This window comes from Nitrosomonas eutropha, from assembly GCF_003201195.1.
GTDB lineage: Bacteria > Pseudomonadota > Gammaproteobacteria > Burkholderiales > Nitrosomonadaceae > Nitrosomonas > Nitrosomonas eutropha.
In genome coordinates, this window is the sequence record NZ_QICQ01000022.1 from 1 (window position 1) to 20,438 (window position 20,438).

21 protein-coding genes and 1 pseudogene are annotated in these 20,438 nt (G+C 49.9%); 6 read left to right on the forward strand and 16 right to left on the reverse strand.

Translation table 11 applies throughout. The features are described 5' to 3' along the window. Positions 1–94 precede the first annotated feature (94 nt). The 3 genes and pseudogenes from C8R14_RS14105 to C8R14_RS08655 form a co-directional block, all read left to right on the forward strand. Positions 95–259, forward strand: a pseudogene (locus tag C8R14_RS14105) (IS630-like element ISSpo6 family transposase); the annotation flags it as partial. A gap of 400 nt (positions 260–659) precedes the next feature. Beyond that, the gene (locus tag C8R14_RS08650; RefSeq protein WP_011633476.1) at positions 660–1,010 is read left to right on the forward strand and encodes an ArsR/SmtB family transcription factor; all 351 of its coding nucleotides are present in this window, start codon (positions 660–662) and stop codon (positions 1,008–1,010) included. Next, a complete protein-coding gene (locus C8R14_RS08655) occupies positions 1,007–2,734 on the forward strand; it encodes a SulP family inorganic anion transporter (protein ID WP_011633475.1) in 1,728 nt (575 codons plus the stop codon). The genes C8R14_RS08650 and C8R14_RS08655 overlap by 4 nt, the downstream gene beginning before the upstream one ends. Before the next feature lie 20 nt (positions 2,735–2,754). On the opposite strand, the gene ppk1 is transcribed toward C8R14_RS08655, so the two are convergent. The 4 genes from ppk1 to C8R14_RS08675 all read right to left on the reverse strand — a co-directional run bounded on the left by ppk1 (position 2,755) and on the right by C8R14_RS08675 (position 6,354). Next, entirely contained in the window at positions 2,755–4,881 is a 2,127-nt protein-coding gene (gene ppk1, locus C8R14_RS08660; RefSeq protein WP_011633474.1) for a polyphosphate kinase 1, read from the reverse strand. A 50-nt stretch (positions 4,882–4,931) separates the two neighbouring features. Beyond that, positions 4,932–5,204, reverse strand: a complete 273-nt coding sequence (locus C8R14_RS08665; RefSeq protein ID WP_011633473.1) for an oxidative damage protection protein — start codon at positions 5,202–5,204, stop codon at positions 4,932–4,934. A 75-nt stretch (positions 5,205–5,279) separates the two neighbouring features. Beyond that, positions 5,280–5,843, reverse strand: coding sequence for a GNAT family N-acetyltransferase (locus tag C8R14_RS08670; RefSeq protein WP_011633472.1), 564 nt, complete (start codon positions 5,841–5,843; stop codon positions 5,280–5,282). Further along, positions 5,833–6,354 carry a hypothetical protein gene (locus tag C8R14_RS08675; protein ID WP_049753077.1) on the reverse strand — a complete coding sequence of 174 codons (522 nt, stop codon included), beginning with the start codon at positions 6,352–6,354 and terminating at the stop codon, positions 5,833–5,835. The genes C8R14_RS08670 and C8R14_RS08675 overlap by 11 nt, the downstream gene beginning before the upstream one ends. A 108-nt stretch (positions 6,355–6,462) precedes the next feature. Here C8R14_RS08675 and C8R14_RS08680 point away from each other — a divergent pair, with 108 nt between their 5' ends. Then, positions 6,463–7,593: a damage-control phosphatase ARMT1 family protein gene (locus tag C8R14_RS08680; RefSeq protein WP_011633470.1), complete on the forward strand. Its 1,131-nt coding sequence runs from the start codon at positions 6,463–6,465 to the stop codon at positions 7,591–7,593. Here the strand turns inward: C8R14_RS08680 and C8R14_RS08685 are convergent. From C8R14_RS08685 to flgB, 12 genes are all read right to left on the reverse strand, one after another. After that, the gene (locus C8R14_RS08685) at positions 7,583–8,128 is read right to left on the reverse strand and encodes a hypothetical protein (RefSeq protein WP_011633469.1); all 546 of its coding nucleotides are present in this window, start codon (positions 8,126–8,128) and stop codon (positions 7,583–7,585) included. The genes C8R14_RS08680 and C8R14_RS08685 overlap by 11 nt on opposite strands. Positions 8,129–8,204: 76 nt before the next feature. Further along, entirely contained in the window at positions 8,205–9,104 is a 900-nt protein-coding gene (gene flgL, locus C8R14_RS08690; RefSeq protein WP_011633468.1) for a flagellar hook-associated protein FlgL, read from the reverse strand. 28 nt (positions 9,105–9,132) lie between these two features. Further along, a complete protein-coding gene (flgK, locus tag C8R14_RS08695) occupies positions 9,133–10,536 on the reverse strand; it encodes a flagellar hook-associated protein FlgK (RefSeq protein ID WP_011633467.1) in 1,404 nt (467 codons plus the stop codon). A 258-nt stretch (positions 10,537–10,794) separates the two neighbouring features. Then, a complete protein-coding gene (gene flgJ / locus C8R14_RS08700) occupies positions 10,795–11,802 on the reverse strand; it encodes a flagellar assembly peptidoglycan hydrolase FlgJ (protein WP_011633466.1) in 1,008 nt (335 codons plus the stop codon). A gap of 13 nt (positions 11,803–11,815) precedes the next feature. Next, positions 11,816–12,943 carry a flagellar basal body P-ring protein FlgI gene (locus tag C8R14_RS08705; protein WP_011633465.1) on the reverse strand — a complete coding sequence of 376 codons (1,128 nt, stop codon included), beginning with the start codon at positions 12,941–12,943 and terminating at the stop codon, positions 11,816–11,818. A gap of 21 nt (positions 12,944–12,964) precedes the next feature. Beyond that, positions 12,965–13,705: a flagellar basal body L-ring protein FlgH gene (locus tag C8R14_RS08710; protein ID WP_011633464.1), complete on the reverse strand. Its 741-nt coding sequence runs from the start codon at positions 13,703–13,705 to the stop codon at positions 12,965–12,967. A gap of 186 nt (positions 13,706–13,891) precedes the next feature. Then, complete coding sequence (gene flgG / locus C8R14_RS08715) at positions 13,892–14,674, reverse strand: flagellar basal-body rod protein FlgG (protein WP_011633463.1); 783 nt, start codon at positions 14,672–14,674, stop codon at positions 13,892–13,894. Positions 14,675–14,712: 38 nt separating this feature from the next. After that, on the reverse strand, positions 14,713–15,456 hold the full coding sequence (gene flgF, locus C8R14_RS08720) for a flagellar basal-body rod protein FlgF (RefSeq protein ID WP_011633462.1): 744 nt from the start codon (positions 15,454–15,456) through the stop codon (positions 14,713–14,715). A 40-nt stretch (positions 15,457–15,496) separates the two neighbouring features. Beyond that, positions 15,497–16,756: a flagellar hook protein FlgE gene (flgE, locus tag C8R14_RS08725; protein WP_011633461.1), complete on the reverse strand. Its 1,260-nt coding sequence runs from the start codon at positions 16,754–16,756 to the stop codon at positions 15,497–15,499. Between the two features lie 15 nt (positions 16,757–16,771). Beyond that, positions 16,772–17,443: a flagellar hook assembly protein FlgD gene (locus C8R14_RS08730; RefSeq protein WP_011633460.1), complete on the reverse strand. Its 672-nt coding sequence runs from the start codon at positions 17,441–17,443 to the stop codon at positions 16,772–16,774. 12 nt (positions 17,444–17,455) lie between these two features. Then, on the reverse strand, positions 17,456–17,860 hold the full coding sequence (gene flgC / locus C8R14_RS08735; protein ID WP_011633459.1) for a flagellar basal body rod protein FlgC: 405 nt from the start codon (positions 17,858–17,860) through the stop codon (positions 17,456–17,458). Positions 17,861–17,865: 5 nt separating this feature from the next. Beyond that, positions 17,866–18,276, reverse strand: coding sequence for a flagellar basal body rod protein FlgB (flgB, locus tag C8R14_RS08740; protein ID WP_011633458.1), 411 nt, complete (start codon positions 18,274–18,276; stop codon positions 17,866–17,868). Positions 18,277–18,502: 226 nt separating this feature from the next. Here flgB and flgA point away from each other — a divergent pair, with 226 nt between their 5' ends. Together flgA and gap are read left to right on the forward strand one after the other, a co-directional pair. After that, positions 18,503–19,198: a flagellar basal body P-ring formation chaperone FlgA gene (gene flgA, locus C8R14_RS08745; RefSeq protein ID WP_011633457.1), complete on the forward strand. Its 696-nt coding sequence runs from the start codon at positions 18,503–18,505 to the stop codon at positions 19,196–19,198. A gap of 187 nt (positions 19,199–19,385) precedes the next feature. Beyond that, positions 19,386–20,393, forward strand: a complete 1,008-nt coding sequence (gap, locus tag C8R14_RS08750; protein ID WP_011633456.1) for a type I glyceraldehyde-3-phosphate dehydrogenase — start codon at positions 19,386–19,388, stop codon at positions 20,391–20,393. The last annotated feature ends 45 nt before the right edge of the window (positions 20,394–20,438 follow it).

Below are 20,438 nucleotides of genomic sequence, written 5' to 3' on the forward strand. Positions count from 1 at the left end.
CGCGCACAGACGTACGTCAGGCACGAACTGAGTGGGCCCGCGAGCAGCAGCATTGGGATTGCCGTCACCTGGTCTTCCTGGATGAGACGGCAACGGCCACTGGAAGAGCACCACCTTCATTGCGGGGCTGCGTCACGATGCGATCACCGCTCCGTTAGTGCTCGACGGCCCAATGAACGGGGCCGCGTTTCTCGCCTATATTCAAACATGCCTGTACCCCACGTTGCAGCCAGGTGACATTGCGGTGGCCGACAACCTGAAGACTCCTGCACAACTTCCCCACTTAGCCAAATAAACACCTAAACTGGCGAAAGGTAAAAGGTGAGTGGAGTAGAAGATGCAGATGAGTTTTGGATCCCTGGAACCTATCGTAGTGTCTGAAATTACTTGACCACTACATGTTGCCGACATCTTCCGTTTTGTGGATGAGTGATGTTACTTCCTATCGGCGTTGATGTCACTGATGAAGATGCTTGTGTCAACGATTATTGCGCAGACGATGAATCACGACAATCTTCGCTGATCTCGATATCTTTTCGTATTACTCATGTCTTTTGTCTATTTCATCCACATATAGAATTCATAGCTATATTCTTTATTGCGAATATACAAATATAATATTACACTTCCATCCTTCTATTTCAACAGCAGGTGTTTCAATGTCGGATGTTTTGCGACAATTCAAGGCCAGTGTTTTTCAGGCGCTGGCACACCCAACGCGTATTGCTATTGTAGAAGCGCTACGAGAGGGTGAGCTGTCCGCTGGCATTATTATCGATAAGTTGGCGTTAGAGCAGGCAAATGCTTCACAGCATCTCGCTGTCTTACGCGCCAAGCAGATTGTCGCTACGCGTAAAAAAGGTAATCAGGTTTTTTATATGGTGCGTGATCCACTTCTTATAGAGGTTCTGGATATCATGCGCCGCTACTTTCAGACGCATATTGAGGAATCCATGATGATGTTTCAGGAGCTTGAGCAGATAGATAAAACAGAATCCGGCGAACAATGAGTAAATACACTTCCGGCTGGAATCAATGGATGCCCAAACTTGTTGTATGCCTGCGTAACTACTCTAGGCAGGATTTTGTGGCTGATCTGATCGCCGGGCTGACTGTTGGCCTGGTAGCGCTGCCATTAGCAATGGCTTTTGGCATTGCTTCAGGTGCTACTCCGCAATCGGGAATTTATACTGCCGTTGTAGCCGGATTCATTATCTCGGCATTGGGTGGTTCGCACACGCAAATCGGTGGCCCAACCGGCGCGTTTGTGGTGATTGTTGCAGACATCATTATCAAATTTGGTTTTTCCGGTTTATTGATGGTTACGATGATGGCTGGTGTGATACTGATCATCATGGGCATTACCGGTTTGGGTACCGCAGTCAAGTTCATTCCGCGCCCAGTAATTATTGGTTTTACTAACGGGATTGCATTACTGATTGCCTCAACTCAAATCAAGGATTTTTTAGGGCTACAAACACCTGCTGCTCCCAGTGAATTTATAGAACGCATTACCATGCTCTGGACATATATTGACACGATCAATATCCCAACAGTGTTGATGGCAAGCACTTCACTGGCGGTCATTTTACTGTTTCCACGCATCAGTAAACATATTCCGGGCTCAATTGTGGCGTTGTTCTTAGGAACTGCTTGTGCTGCGGGATTTAATCTGCCGATTGAAACCATTGGCAGTACATTTGGTGATATTCCAACCGGTTTACCCGCACTAACCATGCCCGCTTTCCAACCTGATCTGATCATTCCACTTCTCCCTTCTGCATTAACCGTTGCATTACTTGCAGCAGTGGAAAGTCTGCTCTCGGCAGTGGTCGCTGATGGTATGAGTGGTGACAAACACGACTCTAACGTAGAGCTGATTGCGCAGGGTGTAGCGAATCTGGCCACACCACTGGTGGGAGGCATTCCTGCTACCGGTGCAATTGCGCGCACAGCCACCAATATTCGTTCTGGTGCAAAAACCCCGGTTGCAGGCGTTATTCATGCCCTGACACTGTTACTCATTTTATTGATCGCAGCGCCCCTGGCGCGTTTTATTCCGCTGGCAGTGTTGGCAGCAGTGCTCTTTGTCGTCGCCTACAACATGGGAGAATGGAAAGAAATTCGCGGCATCATACGTCTTCCTAAAGCCGAGCAGGCAGTATGGGCCGCCACCTTTAGCTTAACCGTATTAGCTGATTTAACCGTTGCAGTTGAAGTTGGTATTGTGCTGGCTGCGCTGCTGTATATCTATCGTGTATCACAAACAACGTCGGTCTACACGGTAACCGATGAGTATGTTCAGAGCGGACGTGCTCACAGCTTGCAAGACAGGGGACTCCCCTCCTATGTTTCAATCTTGCGCATTCAGGGGCCATTTTTATTTGGCGCAACCGATAAACTATTGGAAAAAACAACAGACCTTACTCAGTTCGCACCCATTGTGATTCTGCATCTACACAACATGATTGCAATTGATGCAACAGGACTACATGCATTGGAAAGTTTGCCTGAACGTTTGCAGCAGGCGGGCAAAACCTTGCTTGTGTGTGGCATACGTAACCAGCCAGCACAGATGCTAAAGCGTTCATCCATTACTAGCAGCATTGGCCAAGAAAATATTCTGCCCCATATTGAGGCCGCCTTACAGCGTGCACAGGAGATCATGGAAAGCTTTGATGGTATGGGAGAGGAAATTGCCAAGGATTACGATACTACGCACGCGCCACTATAAAACGCCTGTATGAGATTACATTATTCGATCGCCTCCTGTTTAACTGCTGCAAGCTTTTCAAGCAAGACCTCCTGCGCACTGAATCTACTGTTCCTTCTGGCTGATTTGTGCTTGTAATACCCGTCGCCATCCATTTCCCAGGCTTGTACGTTATCGCGCAAATACGGTTTCAATCCTTCTACAATAACGCGTTTTTTCAGCCGTGGATCAAGCACCGGAAAACAAATTTCCACGCGCCGGAAGAAATTCCGGCTCATCCAGTCGGCGCTTGCCAGATAGACGTTGTGCTGCTTGCTGTTGAGAAAATAAAAAATACGGGAATGCTCCAGAAACCGCCCGACAATGGAACGCACCCGGATATTCTCCGATAACCCCGGTACACCGGGGCGCAATGCACAGGCACCTCGTACAATCAGATTGATTTTTACCCCGGCGGCGGAAGCGGCATACAGCGCCTGAATGACAGCCGGTTCCAGTAAGGCATTCATTTTAGCAATGATGGCAGCCGGCTTTCCTGCAGTAGCATGTTTTACTTCCTGCTGGATGCTGTTCAGTATCTGGTTATGCAAATTAAAAGGTGACTGCCAGAGATGCCGCAGTTTGCTTGCCTTGCCCAGTCCGGTTAATTGCAAAAACACCTCGCTGACATCAGTACAGATTTCTTCATGACAGGTCAGCAAGCCAAAATCGGTATAAACCCGCGCTGTTCCCGTATGATAATTGCCTGTTCCCAAGTGTACATAGCGCTTTAGCTGGCCTGCTTCACGCCGCACCACCATGGCCATTTTGCAGTGTGTTTTGTGGCCAAAGACACCATAAATAACGTGCGCGCCCACCTCTTCCAGCCGCTTGGCCCAGTTGATGTTGGCTTCTTCATCGAAGCGAGCAAGTAGTTCCACCACTACGGTCACTTCCTTGCCTAGACTGGCGGCTGCCACAAGCGCCTCCATCAGAGTCGAGTCTGAACCGGCACGATACACCGTCTGCTTGATTGCCATAACATCCGGATCAGCGCTGGCTTGCTGGATGAATTCAACAACTGGCTGAAACGACTGGTAAGGATGATGCAGCAAGATATCACCCTTGCTGATCACCTCAAAAATATTATGCCCCTTCTTTTTCCGGGGCAAGAAAGGAAGACCCGGAACGAAACGTGGAAATTTGAGATCAGGCCGATCAATCAGATCAAACACCTGCATCAATCTGACCAAATTGACTGGCCCCCTTACCTGGAACAGGTCCTCGTTTTTGAGTGCAAACTGTTCCAGCAGAAATTCTGCCATTTGCTGTGAGCAGTTATCTGCTACCTCAAGCCTGACTGCATCCCCCAGATGGCGCTGTGATAACTCGCCCTGTAATGCGATCCGCAGATTCTTGATTTCTTCTTCATCCACATACAAATCACTATCGCGGGTAACGCGAAACTGGTAACAGCCGGTAACATGCATCCCTGCGAAAAGTTCGCCGACATGCGCGTGAATAATGGAGGACAAAAATACGAAACTATAGGGGTAGCTACTGACTTCTTTGGGCAACCGTATCAGACGTGGCAGGATACGGGGCGCCTGTACGATCGCAACACCAGAGTTGCGGCCAAATGCATCTTTTCCTTCCAGCCCGACCGCAAAATTCAGGCTTTTATTCAACACGCGCGGAAAGGGATGCAAAGGATCAAGACCGATGGGGGTCAGCATCGGCATCAGCTCACGAAAGAAAAAATTCCGGATCCATTCACGCTGGCTGTCATCCCAGACATTACGACGCAAAAAACAGATACCCTGCTCCACCAACGCGGGAAGAACGTCATCATTGAGCAGCTGATATTGCCGGGAAATCAGCTCATGCACCTGCCTGGATACCTGTTCAAACGTCTGGCCCGGCGACATGCCATCCGAACCAAAACCTGGGGAATCCAGCTTGATCTGTTCTTTTAGCCCGGCAATGCGCACTTCAAAGAATTCATCAAGATTGCTGCTGACAATACAGATAAAGCGCAAACGCTCCAGCAACGGGATTTCTTCATTTTCCGCCTGAGCCAGCACGCGGCGATTAAATTCAATCTGGCTAAGCTCGCGGTTCAGAAACTGTTTGGTAAGCGGGATATCCGGCCTGGTTGCCGATGCCTTGTCCGGTTCGTTATTTACCACGATCAGCCCCTGCCCAATATTTCCGGAATGTAGAAAACGGTCGCAATAGCTTATTTTTCGGGAGGAACGTAGCCAACCGGCTGCTCAGCTCCTTCACCAAAGAAATAGGCTTCCATTTGGGTGGCGAGATATTTGCGCGCCTTGATATCTGCCATGCTCAGCCGCATTTCATTCACCAGCATCGTCTGGTGTTTGATCCATTGCCCCCATGCTTCCCTGGAGACATTTTCAAAAATCCGTTTACCCAATTCCCCTGGGTAAGGTGGAAAATCCAGCCCCTCCGCTTCACACCCAAGTTTGATGCATTGCACATTTCTGGCCATATTGTTGTTATCCGTTTAGATTGATTACACGACTATTTTTATGAGAGATGAATACACGTCATACCAATGGGCAGTTTACAATATATTTTCCGAATGGATAGACTCGGAAGCAAAGACTGTCAGCCCCATGACGTAGTCATCACATTCCAGCCCGCCCATGTTGAATTTGCGCGTCCCTACCTTGCGAAACCCCATGCGGGTATAAAACCCGATGGCGGCATCATTATGTTCATATACACCGAGTAACAAACGCTCCGCCATGCGGGCACGTGATTCGGCAATGGCTTCCTGTAGCAGCCTTTTACCAAGGCCCCGCCCCTGAAATTTGCTGAAAATATAAATTCGTTTCAATTCAAGATCACGCGAGGAGCTGTCCGGCAGCAAAAACGGCGATGGCGCGACAGTCATGTAACCAATGGGGGCGTGACCCGGGCTGATTTCGGCCAGCCAGAGTTGATAGCGGCTATCGGCTAGCCAGCTGCGATAACACTCAACAGAATGGGCGTTGGCACAATGCGTGAGAATATTTTGTCCCTCCAGAACGCCCGCAAACGCTTCGAGAAATGTCGCCTGGCCAATCAGTGCAAGTGCTGCTTCATCACCAGATGAACAGATTCGTATCCGGATTTTACTGTTCATCTGGCCACTCATTTTCATCGTTCTCATTCCGCTCATCGGCTGAAAATTCGGGGAGAATGCTGCCAGCCTTCTGATATTCCGGCCGGATCAGGCTGTGCCCCCGGAATGCCGGCATAATTAACTGCTCATCAGTACGAAATGGCTCTACAGCTGGGCGCAATCCTGCCCGCCAGATTTCCATGGCGTCATCTGCCAAAGGCGCTCCCCGCTTGAATACTGGCCGCTGTTTCTCACGCCGTTCATATTTCCGATACGGTTGCAGCACCATGCAACTGCCAAAAGGGAAACAGGGGTACAGCCCCGGTATTTCCGGATAGAGCAGAAGCGGTTGAATATAAAAAGGGAAATACGACAAACCACCTCCCATCCAGATTGCCGGAAGAATCTGGGATTGCCTACTGTGAAGAGATGGTCGATCGAAACTGGCTTCAGAAAAACTTGTGCCAGGAAAAACAATCAGCATACCAAGTACCCATAACAGTCTGTCGTGTCTCTTTATCAGCCATCTCATCCTCATCTCTCCTGTTACAACCCATACACCCCGTCTGCGGAAAATGGCCGTTTCACGACCCTCCCGGTACAATGTCCAATTCAGTCATAAGATTCAAGAATACCACTCATGCCATCTCATCAGTCAATTCTGCCTCCACCCCGTCTAACTACTGAAGAACCCGGCTCCTTCGCTTCCTTTTCACTGGAAAAGCGGTTACCTGTCATTCTTGGCAAGCTTATCGATAACGCTGACACAGCTGTCTTACACGCTTTGCAGCAACTGGCAACAGAGATGCGGGAAGGAAAAATCACTACCTTGCCACCGGTAATTTTTGGCACACTTGATCAGATAATCAAACCGTACAGCGGACGGAGCTGGGCAAACATGCCGTTTCTTACCGTCGAGCTCTATTTCTACGCACGGATTTTGCTGGCCTTCGGTTATAGCACAGCCGCGCCGGCCGATCCTTTCCAGCTAGCTAAAGAAGCAGCCAACTTACAGGCCATTGAATCGCTTGCCACACTGGTTGAGTATTGTGATCCCGACTGCGATACCCACAAACTGCTGCGCTGGTCAGTCATTGGAAACACAGCTGATCTCAGTCAACACACCATCCCGGAAGCTGATCAGGTTTCGCTGCTGGTAGATGAGCGTGATGCGGCAACAAAGTTAATTGCTTCCCGAATGCAGCGGATTGATCTGGTGTTTGATAATGCCGGAATGGATGTACTGACAGACCTGCTGCTGATCCGCAAGATCAGCAGCTACTGTTCACACATCGTTGCGCATGTCAGGCCTTATCCGATGTTTGTTTCGGACATGACTATGATCAATATGGAAAGTCTGATCGAAAAACTGGGAATTTCATCTATTCCGGCAGCACGCAAACTGGGGGAAGATATTACGCAGTTGTTGCGCCAAAATCAGCTGACACTGCGCACCAGTCCTGCATTGGGATTACCTGCCAGTTTTTATGCGGATGAAACACTTACCCGTGAAACTTTTGAGAATGCAGAATTGGTTATTTTCAAGGGGGACTTGAATTATCGCTATTTTGCTGGTGATCGACGCTGGCCGCACACCACAGAAAAAGATTATTTTTTGCAGCGCTTTGGCCGATCAGCCCTGTTTTTACGCACACTCAAATCAGAAGTGCTGGCTGGCCTTACACCTGAAGTTGCCGCGAAAACCACCACGCTTCAACCAGACTGGCTCACCTGCGGCCACTACGGCATCATTCAGGTTTTTACTGGATAGCAGGAACAACAATCATTGCAACAAGCAGCCACGAAAAGAACATCAATGTCGCTGTCACAACCGCTTTGAACTGCCATATACCTGATTTTTTAAAACTATCACCCGAAAGATGCTCGAAGGATGGTTCCTGAAAACCTGATTCAGCAACCTGTTTATCTTCGGTCTCAGCTTTAATCAGGAAATCCCTGGATTTGGCTTTCAAAAGGAGTTTTATCGCTTCATTCTGCATGCGCTGATAACGATTACGTTCCGTTACGAGGCTGTTGTAATTCTTCTTGCAAAATCTGATGGTATACGAGTACCAGAGTACCCCATAAATGGCACTTACCAGAGACAATATGACAAAAGGCCCGAGAAAGCTCCCCATAGCCACGGCTACCTGTTGCACTTTATTGGCATTGGCCAGACTCACCATCGCAACACCCGCTACAAATGTCCAGATACTTAATGTGAGTCTCCATTCAACTGTTTGCAGTACTTCTACACGCTTGAGATGCAGCTCTGCAATCTTCAAATACAATTCTTCCCGGTTCATATCATTCTCCAAAAGCAGATCGTCACGAATTTACCTGAATACCGGCAATCTGCTGAACACGGGCAAGTGAAACAGGCTAAATCACATTAAACAATGACAGCTCGGAAACACGGGTAAAGGATTTCTGTGCTGCTTCCAGCAAGGCTTGTTGACGCACCATATCAGATATAGCTTGCGCAAAATCCAGATCCTGCAGGCGCGAGAGTGATTGCTGATACTGAACGGCAGTATCCTCACCAATTTGCTGCAGCGCATCGATTTCCTGCAGCCGTGATCCAACCGCAGCCCGTTTGGTCAATACATTATCCAAAGCAGTATCCAACTCCTGCAACACATTACCCACTGCCCCATTGGGCATACCACCAGGGGTTTTCAGTGCTGAAATAAAATTATCCACTGTCTGAAACAGATTTTGACCACCCGGTTCAAAAACAGCATCACCGGTTTCACTTACCGGCAACTGCCGGGAACCGGAAACTTGTATCAGCCGTTGTTCCTGATCACCTTGATACGTCACAACGCCAGCAGACTGCTCGACGAACGGTTGGGTATTACCCTTAAATCCGGAGAACAGATAATTGCCCTGTTCATCCTTGGTATTCGCCAGTCCCAGTAAGTGTTCGAAATGACCGCGCAGTTCGACGGCCATCATCTGCCGCTCATTATCAGAATAGGCCGGATTACCCGCTGCTACCGCCATGGTTCGCACACTCTGGATAACATTGGAAACACTGCCGAGTGTACTATCCACTTGCTGCAGGCTGTCCATTGCCCGGTAACGGTTATCAGCATATTGCGTATTCAATGCCAGTGATTGGGATAACTCATGCGCACGCGCCGCTCCGATCGGATCGTCCGACGGGGTCATGATGCGCTTGCCGCTTGAAAGCTGTTGCTGCAGCTTGAACAATGAACTTTGCTGCTGCAGCATGGATCGGGTTCCCTGATCATATAAGGTATTAGTACTGACGCGCATGATAAATTCCTTTTCTGTCAAAAATTGATCAGATTCTGAGCAACGAATCAAACAGCGAATTGCTGATTTCGATCACCTTGCTGGAAGCCTGAAACATCCGCTGATAACGCAGCAGGTTAGCAGCTTCTTCCTCCAGATTGACCCCGGATAATGACTGTATGGCCTGATCTGTCTGCGCAAGCAGGCTCTCCTGCGCCTGGCTGGTGACTTCCAGTTCACGGGTTTTATTACCCACCTGACTGACCAGACTTGCATACGCCGACTGATAGGATGCTGTTCCACCCTGCAGAGTGTTTGTTGTCTGCAACTTGGCAAGCTGCAAAGCATTACGGTTATCGGCCACACGATCATCAAAACTGCCTCCATCATTTAAAGCTGCCGCAATTTCAGCGGGATCACTGATTGCGACCTCAATACTTCGCGCAACATGATTGGAATCCGTCACCTCAAAAAAATTTTTACCTACCGTACCCTGTAGATCGAGTCCTAATGTATGCCGATCATTGAAAGTATCGGCAAGCCCCTTGGCAAGCTGATTAAAGTCAGTTTGTATGGCATCCAGTGTTTCACTGCGAAAAGCCAGTAATCCTCCCAAACTTCCCCCCTGCAACTGATGCTCGGGCAACAATATCTCTTTATCGCCCACGTCCATCGCCACTACTAGGCGCTGCGGATCACTTGAAGAGGGCACCGCCTTGAGTGCCATCGCACTGGTGCCGACCACCAACGACTGACCATTACCAATAAAGACGTTGTAATGGCCATTACTCTGACGCACGACATCCACATTGGCCAGTTTGCTGAGATCACGGATGAGCGCATCGCGCTGATCGTACAGATCATTGGCCGGCTGACTATTTGCCGAGCCTTCTACTGCCTGGATATTGGTATTCAGCCGCACAACCTGCTGCGCCAGTGAATTAATCTCATTCACGCTACTAGCAATCTGGCTGTTCACTCCCTCACGCATTTCCGACAAACGCTGATCCATTGACTGAAAGCGGGAAACCAATGCTTCAGCGTTGCTCAACATCGCCTGGCGGGAAGGGATCGAGGTCGGGTTGGAGGCGACATCCTGTACTGCATTGAAAAAATTGTGCAGCGCAGGCGTCAGCCCGGAAGTGGTATCCGCCAACAAATTATCGATCTGTTTGATCTCATTGTAATGACTATCCAATTGGCTGCTCTGGCCTTGCGCTTGCAACGACTGACTGACCAGATACTGGTTGTAGATACGTTGTACGGTTGACACCTGCACGCCTCGGCCGATAAATCCATTACTGTGCGGCAGGGGGGTATTCGTACTCTGAATAGCTTGCTGGCGGTTATAACCGGGTGTGGTCGCATTGCTGATATTGTGGCTGGTCGTCAGCAAGGCAGTTTGTGCAGCCTGTAGCCCGGAAACACCCACATTCATAATACTGTTTGCCATTGTTCTACCCTCGATTATCGTGAATTACTTCTATTTGTTTACGGCAAAATTCCAGTGGGATTAAAGCCATGATTCATCATATTTGCTCATTTCGTTATGAATCCCGCAACCGCCCTCTTTGCGAGATCCGTTTTAAGCTTTAGCCGTCACTGCGAACATAGTGAAACAGGTGGGTGGCGTGAAGCAATCCAACACCTTTGGAACCACTGCTACTGGATGCTGGTATTCGCAAAAAAGCAGCAAATATTTAACAACTCCTTATATGTTCAACGCATCACTGTTGATGATCTTCAGCAGCTTTTCCGCGTAGGATGGATCAGTCGCATAACCAGCCTGTTGCAACCCCCAGGCAAACGCTGTGGCACTGCGGCTTTTCAGCACGGCTGCATAACGGGGAGTGTTCTGCAGTAACCGCGCATAATCCCGGAAGGCTTCCTCGTAGGAATTGTATGCCCGGAATTTTTCCCTGATCTTTTGCGGTGTACCATCCACATATTCGGTGGTCATGGTTTCCACCACTTGTCCACGCCAGTTCCCGCTTGCCTTGATGCCAAACAGATTGAAGCTTGGCTGATTGTCCGTCCGCCGGATCTGATGCCTGCCCCAGCCAGTTTCCAGCGCGGCCTGGGCAATCATGAAATGTTCAGGAATGCCGGTTTCACGCGCCACTTTGCGGGCATGCGGCAATACATCCAGCACAAACTCTCTGGGCTGATCAACCGCAGCTATCTCAGGACCATCATTCCCGGAGCTGGAAGCAATTCCCATCCGGTTTGTTCGCCATGCGGGCGAGACAGCTGAAAAATTTGGTTTAGCGGTAGCCCGATTAAGATTCGTCCAGAGTTGGGAAGGCAGATCCTTTGTTTGCCCCGGCGCCACTGAAACCAGTGGTTTCTCATCATTTCCGACAATAGCTGTCAAGAGAGATTCTGCTCCGTCTATGGCGTTAGCCTGTTCCTTGCCGACAGCTTGTGACAATTGCCGTACGATCATGTCTGCCAGGCCAATTCCCTTGTCAGAAAGATTCTGCACCAGTTGCTGATCAAGCATCTGGGTATAAAAACGCGATTGATCACTATCAAACAATCCTTCTTTGGGCGTGGCTTCACGCATACTTTTCATCATCATGTTGAGAAACAGCGCCTCAAACTGCTTTGCCGTCTGCTTCAGCCCTTCCTGCGGATCGCGCCGGGCTTGATTGCGCAATTGATCAACTGCTTGCGCATCGATGGCCAACTGGCCGGAAATGTCGGGAGAATTGATCATATCGCCAACCTAATCAAATAATTTCCAGCTCTGCCCGCAATGATCCCGCTGCCTTGAGTGCTTGCAAAATTGCCAGCAAATCCTGCGGAGTGGCACCAATGGCATTCAGCGCTTTCACCACATCAGCCAGACTAGCTGATCCCGGCAACAACATCAGATTACCTTCTTCCGAACGCACTTCGATTTGTGATTGCGGCACCACCACCGTTTCACCACGCTGTGAGAAGGGTCCGGGCTGGCTGACAATCGGCTGGGTATTGATGATCACCGAGAGATTGCCATGCGCCACCGCACTGGGTTCAAGCGTCACCATCTGGTTCATGACGACCGAACCGGTACGCGCATTGATGATGACCTTGGCCACACCCTGTGCCGGCATGACATCAAGACCTTCAATCTGTGAAATAAACGTGACACGCTGATTGTTATCCACGGGTGCCCGCAGCTGGATAACGCGCCCATCCAGTGCAGTGGCCGTTCCATACGAAAAACGGCTGTTGATTGTCTCCACGATACGCCGTGCGGTCGTGAAATCAGTGTCGTGCAATTCCAGGTTGATGTACTCCCCCTGGCCGAGCAACGTTGGCACAGCGCGTTCCACAATCGCACCCGCACTGATCCGCCCTGCGCCCAGATGATTAATCTGAACACTACTGCCGGCTGAACTGGCACCCGCACCGCCAATCACCAGGCTGCCTTGGGCAACGGCATACACCTGGTTATCAATCCCTTTTAACGGGGTCATCAGCAAGGTGCCGCCACGCAGGCTCTTGGCATTACCCATGGATGAAACCGTCACATCAATCTGCTGCCCCGGTTTGGCGAAGGCCGGCAAGGTAGCCGTTACCATGACAGAAGCAACATTGCGTAACTGTAAATTGACTCCTGGCGGAAGATTCACGCCCAATTGCCCCAACATGCTGAGGATACTTTGTACGGTAAAGGGTGTCTGCTGGGTTTGATCACCCGTACCATCTAAGCCGACTACCAATCCATAGCCAATCAACTGATTAGCACGCACGCCCTGGATATTGACCAGATCCTTGATGCGTTCGGCAGAAGCTGGGGCAGAAATAATCAGGCAGCCCAATAATCCGAGATTCAGCAGCCCGAAATTCCGAATCCATTTGGATAAAGTCATAGCGATATGCCTCTGGTATGCTTAAAAAGGTGAAATCGACAAAAAGAAACGTGACAGCCAACCCATGGTTTGCGCTTCATCCAGATAACCAGTGCCCCGGTATTCGATACGCGCATCAGCCACCTGCACCGATGACACGGTGTTGTTCATAACATTAATCGGGTTGATCACCCCGGAAAGCCGGATGAATTCATGTCCCTGATTGATACCGATCTGCTTTTCACCGCTCACCAGCAAATTGCCGTTGGGCAGAATATCGATCACAGTCACAGTAATCGTGCCGGTGAAATTATTGTTGCTGGAGCTCTCTCCCTTGCCATCAAACTTGTTGCTTGATTTGGCTTCCAGATCAAGATCCTGAAAAATGGATTTGAATGGCAAACCGAGGAATGACGGTACTGAAAGATCAATCCCCCCATCACGCTGGGCGTTACTGCCACTTTTCTTGCTCGCATTGGTCTTCTCGTTGAGCATGACGATGATGGTGTCACCGATGCCGCGCGCGCGACGATCCTCGAATAATGGCGTATAGCGCCCGCTGCCCTGATAGTTGAATGCCGCCTGATAAATCCCACCATTGCTCTGACTGACAGGAATAATCAGCGGCTCAGGCGGCCGGATCGTCATCGGTTGCTGCACTTTCGGCGCGGGCGTGATCATTGAACACCCTGTCACCATACTGACCATGACAATTAATACGGGAGAAATCAGCGTGCCAAGAAGACGCTGATTTATTGCGTCAAAGCAGCTGGATTGCTTCATTTCATTCGCAATGACGTCCATCAATTTAATCAGTGTTTCCCCAAAATTCTTCATACAAAAATTCCATGGCGCCAGAACATTACCTATCCATAAAATCAGAAGCCACACATCCCATGAGCGTACCAAAAAGCCTGAATTTCCAATTGATACAGCTGATGTGTTAAAACCACATTCATTCAAACTGAATCAAAGTTGGGTAAGTCTGCTTAACATCTGGTCGGAAGTCTGGATCGACCGGGAATTGATTTCATACGCGCGCTGGGTCTGAATCATTTCAACCAGCTCTTCCACCACATTCACGTTGGAAGTTTCCACAAATCCCTGATTTAGCAGTCCGATGCCGTTAGTCCCCGGAATACCGGGATTGGGCACACCACTGCTCATAGTCTCCAGATAAAGGTTTTCACCAAAGCGCTGCAGGCCAGCAGGGTTAATGAAAGAGGTCAATTGAATATTACCCACTGGCAATGGTGTGGCCGAACCCGGTGTCAGTACAGATACCGTGCCATCCCGTCCGATCGTGATACTTAGCGTATTCGGCGGAATGGTAATGGATGGCTGCAGCGGAAAGCCACTGGCGGTCACCAGCTGACCATCCTGATCAGACTGGAATGCACCATCGCGGGTATAGGCCAGCGTGCCATCCGGCAGCAAAATCTGAAAAAATCCTTCCCCCTGAATCGCTACATCACGTGTATTGCCAGTCTGCTGCAAATTACCCTGCAAAAAGATATTTTCGGTTGCCACCGGCCGCACCCCGGTTCCCAGCTGCAAACCAGAAGGCAGACGCGTGCGTTCGGATGACTGCGCACCCGGTTGGCGGATGGTCTGATACAGCAAATCTTCAAACACCGGACGCATGCGCTTGAAGCCATTGGTACTGATGTTGGCCAGATTATTGGCAATCACATCCATTTTGGTCTGCTGGGCATCCAGACCGGTTTTTGATATCCACAACGAGCGAACCATAGCGTTATCCTTTTTGGAAAATTAAAAACAGGTAGAATTCAGCCTCTCAGTGTCATGATTTCACTAGCCTGCTGGGCATTCTGCTGGGCGTTTTCGAGCATCTTCATTTGCATATCGAACTGCCGGGCAAGCGTAATCATCTTCACCATCTCACTGACTGCATTGACATTACTGCTCTCGAGCGCTCCATCAATCAGGGCTACTTTACCGCTGGCAGGTGCTTCACCCCCTTGTTTCAATCGGAACAGGCCGTCATCTCCTCTGACAAGCTGCTCTGCAGGCGGATCCACCAGTTTGATGCGCCCGATAATCGATACCGCCGTGATCCGGGAATCTGACGGCAATACCGAGACACTGCCATCCTTGCCAATCGCCACCCTACTATCCGGTGGAATAGTAATCGGCCCCGTTTCTCCCTTGATATTGAACCCCTGCTGTGTTTGCAGTACACCGTTGGCATCCGTCTTGAGATTGCCATGCCGGGTATAGGCTTCTTCACCGTTTTCAAGCTGTACCGTAATCCAGCCGGAACCCTGTATCGCTACATCCAGCGGACGGTCGGTCTGCTGGATCGCGCCCGGTGTAAAATCCGCGCCGGTGGTTGAATCCAGTACAAATGCACGCGTGGGTAGCGACTCTCCGTAAACAGGCACTGCCCGGAAAGCATCGGCCTGTGCACGAAAACCTGTGGTCGAGGCGTTGGCCAGATTATGGGAAACCGTTGCCTGCTGCGTCAGGGTATGCAGCGCGCCGGTCATCGCGGTATAAATCAGTCTATCCATTTTTAGAGCGTTACCAGGTCAGGGTTAAACAGAAAATCCTTCAGATATTCATGATGGATTGCATGACCGCATCCTGTGTCTGAATGGTCTTGGCATTAGCCTGATACACGCGCTGCGTCATGATCAGGCTGACTAATTCACTAGTCAGATCGACATTGGATTCTTCCACCGCCGAAGATTGCAGTGAACCCAGCACACCAGTCTCTGGCGTGCCAATCAACGGCAACCCGGATTCAGCGGTCTCTGCCCATTGATTGTTTCCCATCGGTTTGAGACCGTTAGGATTGGAAAAACCTGCCAACGCAAGCTGCCCGAGCGTGCGTGTGACACCATTGGTATAACTGCCCCTGATCTCACCATTATCAGAAATACTGTACCCGGCCAGACGGCCCGAAGTAAATCCATCCTGATTCATCATGTTGACACCGAACTTGTTGCCAAACTGGGTAGAGCGAGTCAGATCGAACGAAAATGTAAGATCTGGGATCGCCCCCCATTTAGTAGCATCTATTGCTTGAAAATCGACAGTGACATCAATTGGTCCTGTGGGCGTAGTCATGATTCCATTGGAATCAAAGGTCAGAGAAGTGGATCCTCCCCCTCCAAATGTCACACCGAGTGGTAACCCGTTAGTGGTATCAACAGCTCCATCGACAGTTGCAAATACACCCCATTCCGTTGAATTTGTTTTCTGGAAAAACAGATTCAATATATGGGAATTACCCAGACTGTCGAATATCTCACCTGAAGTGGAATGGGCATAGGTTAATGGATTGTTTGCGTCAAACGCCACACTTGTAACACTTGTACGCGCATCCAAATTGACGCCTGTTGCAAAATTGGCAGTTGGCTTAGGTGTCAGATCCGAAGTAGGTAATCGCAGATTAACCGGTATATTGGGAATAATCTGACCGGAAGCATCGGCGGCAAAACCAGTAACGTTGTAACTATTTGCATTAACCAGAAATCCATCCTTATCCAGATGAAACTGGCCGTTACGGGTATAGCTGATCGTGCCATTGTTATTCGTCCGAAAAAAACCATTTCCGGTTATTGCCACATCTAGCGGATTGTCGGAACTGGTCACATTCCCCTGGGCAAATTCCTGCGCGATAGCTGCCACCTGGGTGCCAATTCCGATCTGATTCTTGCCCCCACCTAATGAATTGGCGAATACATCACTGAACTGCGCTTGTGATTGCTTGAAGCCAACCGTATTAGCGTTAGCAATATTATTACCGGTAACGTCCAGTTTGGCCGAGGCTGCTTTTAGACCACTTAATCCATGCTGAAAACCCATGATTTACTCCCCTGATCAAAATATTTTTTTAATATCATGCATACCGACGTAACCCAGCCTACCTACTTCCAGCAAGGCGCCCTCCTTGCCAGCCTGTGCGCTGCTGACCGAACCAAATGCCAGAGTGGAAGCAGCTACCTCCTGGTTACTGCGCACGGCTTTCAGGGCGAAACTGTATTGCCCCCCGGCAGCTTCGTTACCATTGTTTGCCAGGCCATCCCAGGCAAATGTGCCCACCCCTGCCGGTTGCGTGCCTAGATCAATGTCACGCACGGCAATACCGGCGCTATCCTTGATGGTGACGACCAGCTTGTCTACCGGTTCGGTCAGTTCAAATCCGCCGATTCCGGTGTGGTTTTCCAGTTGCATGTCAGCGCCTGGAACCAACACGCTACGGCCAATCATGTTGGCGGCTTCAAATGAACGCCGTGCATCGGAATCCGATACCAGCTTTTCCAGCGTGCTATTGAGCTTGTCGATGCCGCTTACGGTACTGATCTGCGCCATCTGGCTGGTTACTTCTGCGTTATCCATCGGGCTGAGCGGATCCTGATTTTGCATTTGTGTCACCAGCAGTTTGAGAAACCGCTCCTGCATATCCTCATCACCCTTGCGGGCAGTCTTGATACTGCCCCCATTGGAAGTCAGCAGTTCGGATACGCTGGAATTGTTTTGCACCTGACTCATATCTATCTCTCCTTATTGGCCAATTGATAGTGTTTTTTGCAGCAATGTTTTGGTCACGTTCATCATGTCAACGCTGTTCTGATAGGAACGCGATGCCGACATCATATTGACCATTTCATCCACAACGTTGACATTGGGCAGGGTAACGTAGCCTTTTTCGTCCGCCATCGGATGCTTCGGGTCATACACCACCCGCATGGGCGAGGGATCATGCACGATACCTGCCACCTTGACGCCCTTTGCCTTATCTGCAGAAATATCAACGGTACGAAAAACAACTTGCCGGGAACGATAGGCTTCACCCGTTGAACTGGTAGCGCTGTCTGCATTGGCGAGATTACTGGCCACCACATTCAGCCGCTGTGACTGGGCGGCCATGGCTGAACCGGCGACATTGAATACACTGAACAGGGACATGGCTATTAATTTCCTTCTCTGATAGCGGATAACAGGGTTCGGAACTGGCCGCTGATAAATGTCAGTCCAGCGTCATAGCGTATGGCGTTATCCATAAACTGCATACGCTCGGTATCCATATCAACGGTATTACCGTCTATACTGGGTTGCTGCGGAACACGATACTGCTCCGGCACGGACGTAATCGATCTGAAATCGGACAAGCCGATATGTCTTGATGAAGTCGTCGCCAGCGCACTTTGTACCTGTCTTGGCGACTGAACGTTTTGCATTGCCTTGGAAAAATCGAAATCTTTCGCCTTAAAACTCGGGGTATCCGCATTGGCAATATTTCCCGACAACAGCTCCTGCCGGGCCGCTCGTAACCCGAGTGCCTTTTGGTTAAAGCCAAGCAGATTGTCCAGTTTGTTGATCATGTTTTCCTCCTGCAAAGTAGTCATAATTACTATAAGCAGGAACCATGCCAAATTGAACAAGCCATTATTTCCAGCCAATCAATCAAACTGATCCATAATCACCTTTCAGTTTCCAGGTTAGCCAGGGAATTGCGGCGATACCATGCTGAACCAGCGGCAAAAATTGCCGTCAGCGGCAAAAACTGACCGTCCTGATTGTCAATCCCGATAGCCAACCATACCGGACATGAACAAAAAACCCTTATTGATCATACTCGTATGCAGCCTCCTGCTCCCTACAACGGCAATCGCTAGCGAAGACTTACCTACAGAAACAATACACAAGATAATCAATGATTTTGTGCGTGTGGAAACCCGTCACCTGCCCGGCAGGGTCATCATCAAGACAAACCAGTTGGATTCACGTCAGACATTACGCCCGTGTAACCAGCTTCAGCCTTTTCTGCCGCCAGGCGGACGCTTATGGGGAAAATTCTCAGTTGGCGTGCGTTGTCAGGATGAAGCTGCCTGGACACTTTATGTGCCGGTTGAAATCGAAGTGATTGCCAACGTCATACACGCCGCACAGCCCATCAACATGGGAAAATTAGTGGATACACAGGATATTGTGAGCAAGGAAGTCGATCTCGTGCGCATCCCCGCTGGGGCAGTCACGGATCCTGATCAGGTAGTCGGCAAGGTGGCGGTAACCTTTCTTGCTTCCGGCCAGCCGATACGCACACACCAGCTACGCGCTCCATATATCATCACACGTGGACAGAAAATACGGCTCACCGCAACCGGAGCAGGATTTGCCGTCAGCACGGAAGGTGAAGCACTCGCTGCTGCTGCCGAAGGAGAAGTGGTACAAATACGTAACCACACTGGACGAATCATGAGCGGAATAGCACGGGCGGGAGGAATAGTGGAGATAAAGCAATAGTGACAACGGCCAGAGGCATAAAATTTGGAAGAAGTTTACTGAGTTACTAAGCAGTTTTATACACTGGCGGAATAAAAATCTGCTAGTTTAAGAGGATGGCATGTCAGCTCATCCAAAATATGCGTTTTGCGCCTAATGCGACAGAACCGTTTATTTTTCCTATACACCTAACCAGCACGAGGACATCATGGCGATCAAAATTGGTATCAACGGCTTCGGACGAATCGGTCGCTGCGTTGCACGCATTGCGGCTCAGAACCCTAGCGTCGACCTTGTCGCAATTAACGATCTGACAAGCGCCGAGCAGCTTGCGTACCTCTTTAAGTACGACTCAACGCATGGCAAATACGCGGGCGTGGTCAGCAGCACCGAAAACTTGATCAGCGTCGACGGTGACAAGATACGCGTTTTTTCTGAAAGAGACCCCTCCAATATTCCATGGGGCGATCTTGGTGTGGATTATGTGCTGGAATGCACGGGTATTTTCCGCAATAAAGAGCAGGTTTCGAAACACATCGAAGCTGGCGCAAAATTTGTGCTCATGTCGGCTCCCGGCAAGGGCCTCGACATGACTTTTGTGTTGGGCGTGAACGAAGAAGGTTTCACTCCTGATATGACTGTGATCGACGTCGCGAGCTGCACTACCAATTGCCTGGCTCCAGTTGCAAAGGTCCTGCATGAAAACTTCGGTATTCAGAACGGCCTCATGACAACAATTCACTCGTACACAAACGACCAAGGCCTCCTGGATGCACCGCATAAGTCGGACTTCCGCCGTGCTCGCGCAGCCGCTGTGAACATGGTCATCACCACCACTGGCGCAGCCGTTGCCGTGACCAAGGCGATGCCTGAGCTCAAAGGCAAACTCGACGGCATGTCGGTTCGCGTTCCAACACCCAATGTTTCGTGCGTTGATCTTGTCGCGACCTTCGAAAAGCCTGTGACGGTCGAATCCATCAACGCTGCAATGAAAAAAGCCGCGCAAACGACTTTGAACGGCATCCTTGCTTACACCGAAGACCCGGTCGTCTCGACAGACATGATGAACGACCCTCATTCATCGATCTTCGATTCGAGAGCGACCATGGTGATCGGCACACATATGGCCAAGACCATCTCGTGGTACGACAATGAATGGGGTTATTCGGCCCGCATGATCGACGCGCTTCTTTTTGTCGACAACAAGCGGAAATAATCCATAGATACCGGCATTTCATTTATCGACCAGCCTGAGCTGGTT

Coding starts and splice junctions, on each gene's coding strand:
- gap (WP_011633456.1), top strand. CDS start 19,386: ATGGCGATCAAAATTGGTATCAACGGCTTCGGACGAATCGGTCGCTGC.
- flgE (WP_011633461.1), bottom strand. CDS start 16,756: ATGGGTTTTCAGCATGGATTAAGTGGTCTAAAAGCAGCCTCGGCCAAA.
- C8R14_RS08730 (WP_011633460.1), bottom strand. CDS start 17,443: ATGAGTCAGGTGCAAAACAATTCCAGCGTATCCGAACTGCTGACTTCC.
- flgK (WP_011633467.1), bottom strand. CDS start 10,536: ATGGCAAACAGTATTATGAATGTGGGTGTTTCCGGGCTACAGGCTGCA.
- flgF (WP_011633462.1), bottom strand. CDS start 15,456: ATGGATAGACTGATTTATACCGCGATGACCGGCGCGCTGCATACCCTG.
- flgL (WP_011633468.1), bottom strand. CDS start 9,104: ATGCGCGTCAGTACTAATACCTTATATGATCAGGGAACCCGATCCATG.
- C8R14_RS08650 (WP_011633476.1), top strand. CDS start 660: ATGTCGGATGTTTTGCGACAATTCAAGGCCAGTGTTTTTCAGGCGCTG.
- flgB (WP_011633458.1), bottom strand. CDS start 18,276: ATGATCAACAAACTGGACAATCTGCTTGGCTTTAACCAAAAGGCACTC.
- flgA (WP_011633457.1), top strand. CDS start 18,503: ATGAACAAAAAACCCTTATTGATCATACTCGTATGCAGCCTCCTGCTC.
- C8R14_RS08705 (WP_011633465.1), bottom strand. CDS start 12,943: ATGACTTTATCCAAATGGATTCGGAATTTCGGGCTGCTGAATCTCGGA.
- C8R14_RS08655 (WP_011633475.1), top strand. CDS start 1,007: ATGAGTAAATACACTTCCGGCTGGAATCAATGGATGCCCAAACTTGTT.
- C8R14_RS08680 (WP_011633470.1), top strand. CDS start 6,463: ATGCCATCTCATCAGTCAATTCTGCCTCCACCCCGTCTAACTACTGAA.
- flgC (WP_011633459.1), bottom strand. CDS start 17,860: ATGTCCCTGTTCAGTGTATTCAATGTCGCCGGTTCAGCCATGGCCGCC.
- C8R14_RS08670 (WP_011633472.1), bottom strand. CDS start 5,843: ATGAACAGTAAAATCCGGATACGAATCTGTTCATCTGGTGATGAAGCA.
- C8R14_RS08665 (WP_011633473.1), bottom strand. CDS start 5,204: ATGGCCAGAAATGTGCAATGCATCAAACTTGGGTGTGAAGCGGAGGGG.
- C8R14_RS08685 (WP_011633469.1), bottom strand. CDS start 8,128: ATGAACCGGGAAGAATTGTATTTGAAGATTGCAGAGCTGCATCTCAAG.
- C8R14_RS08710 (WP_011633464.1), bottom strand. CDS start 13,705: ATGAAGCAATCCAGCTGCTTTGACGCAATAAATCAGCGTCTTCTTGGC.
- flgG (WP_011633463.1), bottom strand. CDS start 14,674: ATGGTTCGCTCGTTGTGGATATCAAAAACCGGTCTGGATGCCCAGCAG.
- flgJ (WP_011633466.1), bottom strand. CDS start 11,802: ATGATCAATTCTCCCGACATTTCCGGCCAGTTGGCCATCGATGCGCAA.
- C8R14_RS08675 (WP_049753077.1), bottom strand. CDS start 6,354: ATGAGATGGCTGATAAAGAGACACGACAGACTGTTATGGGTACTTGGT.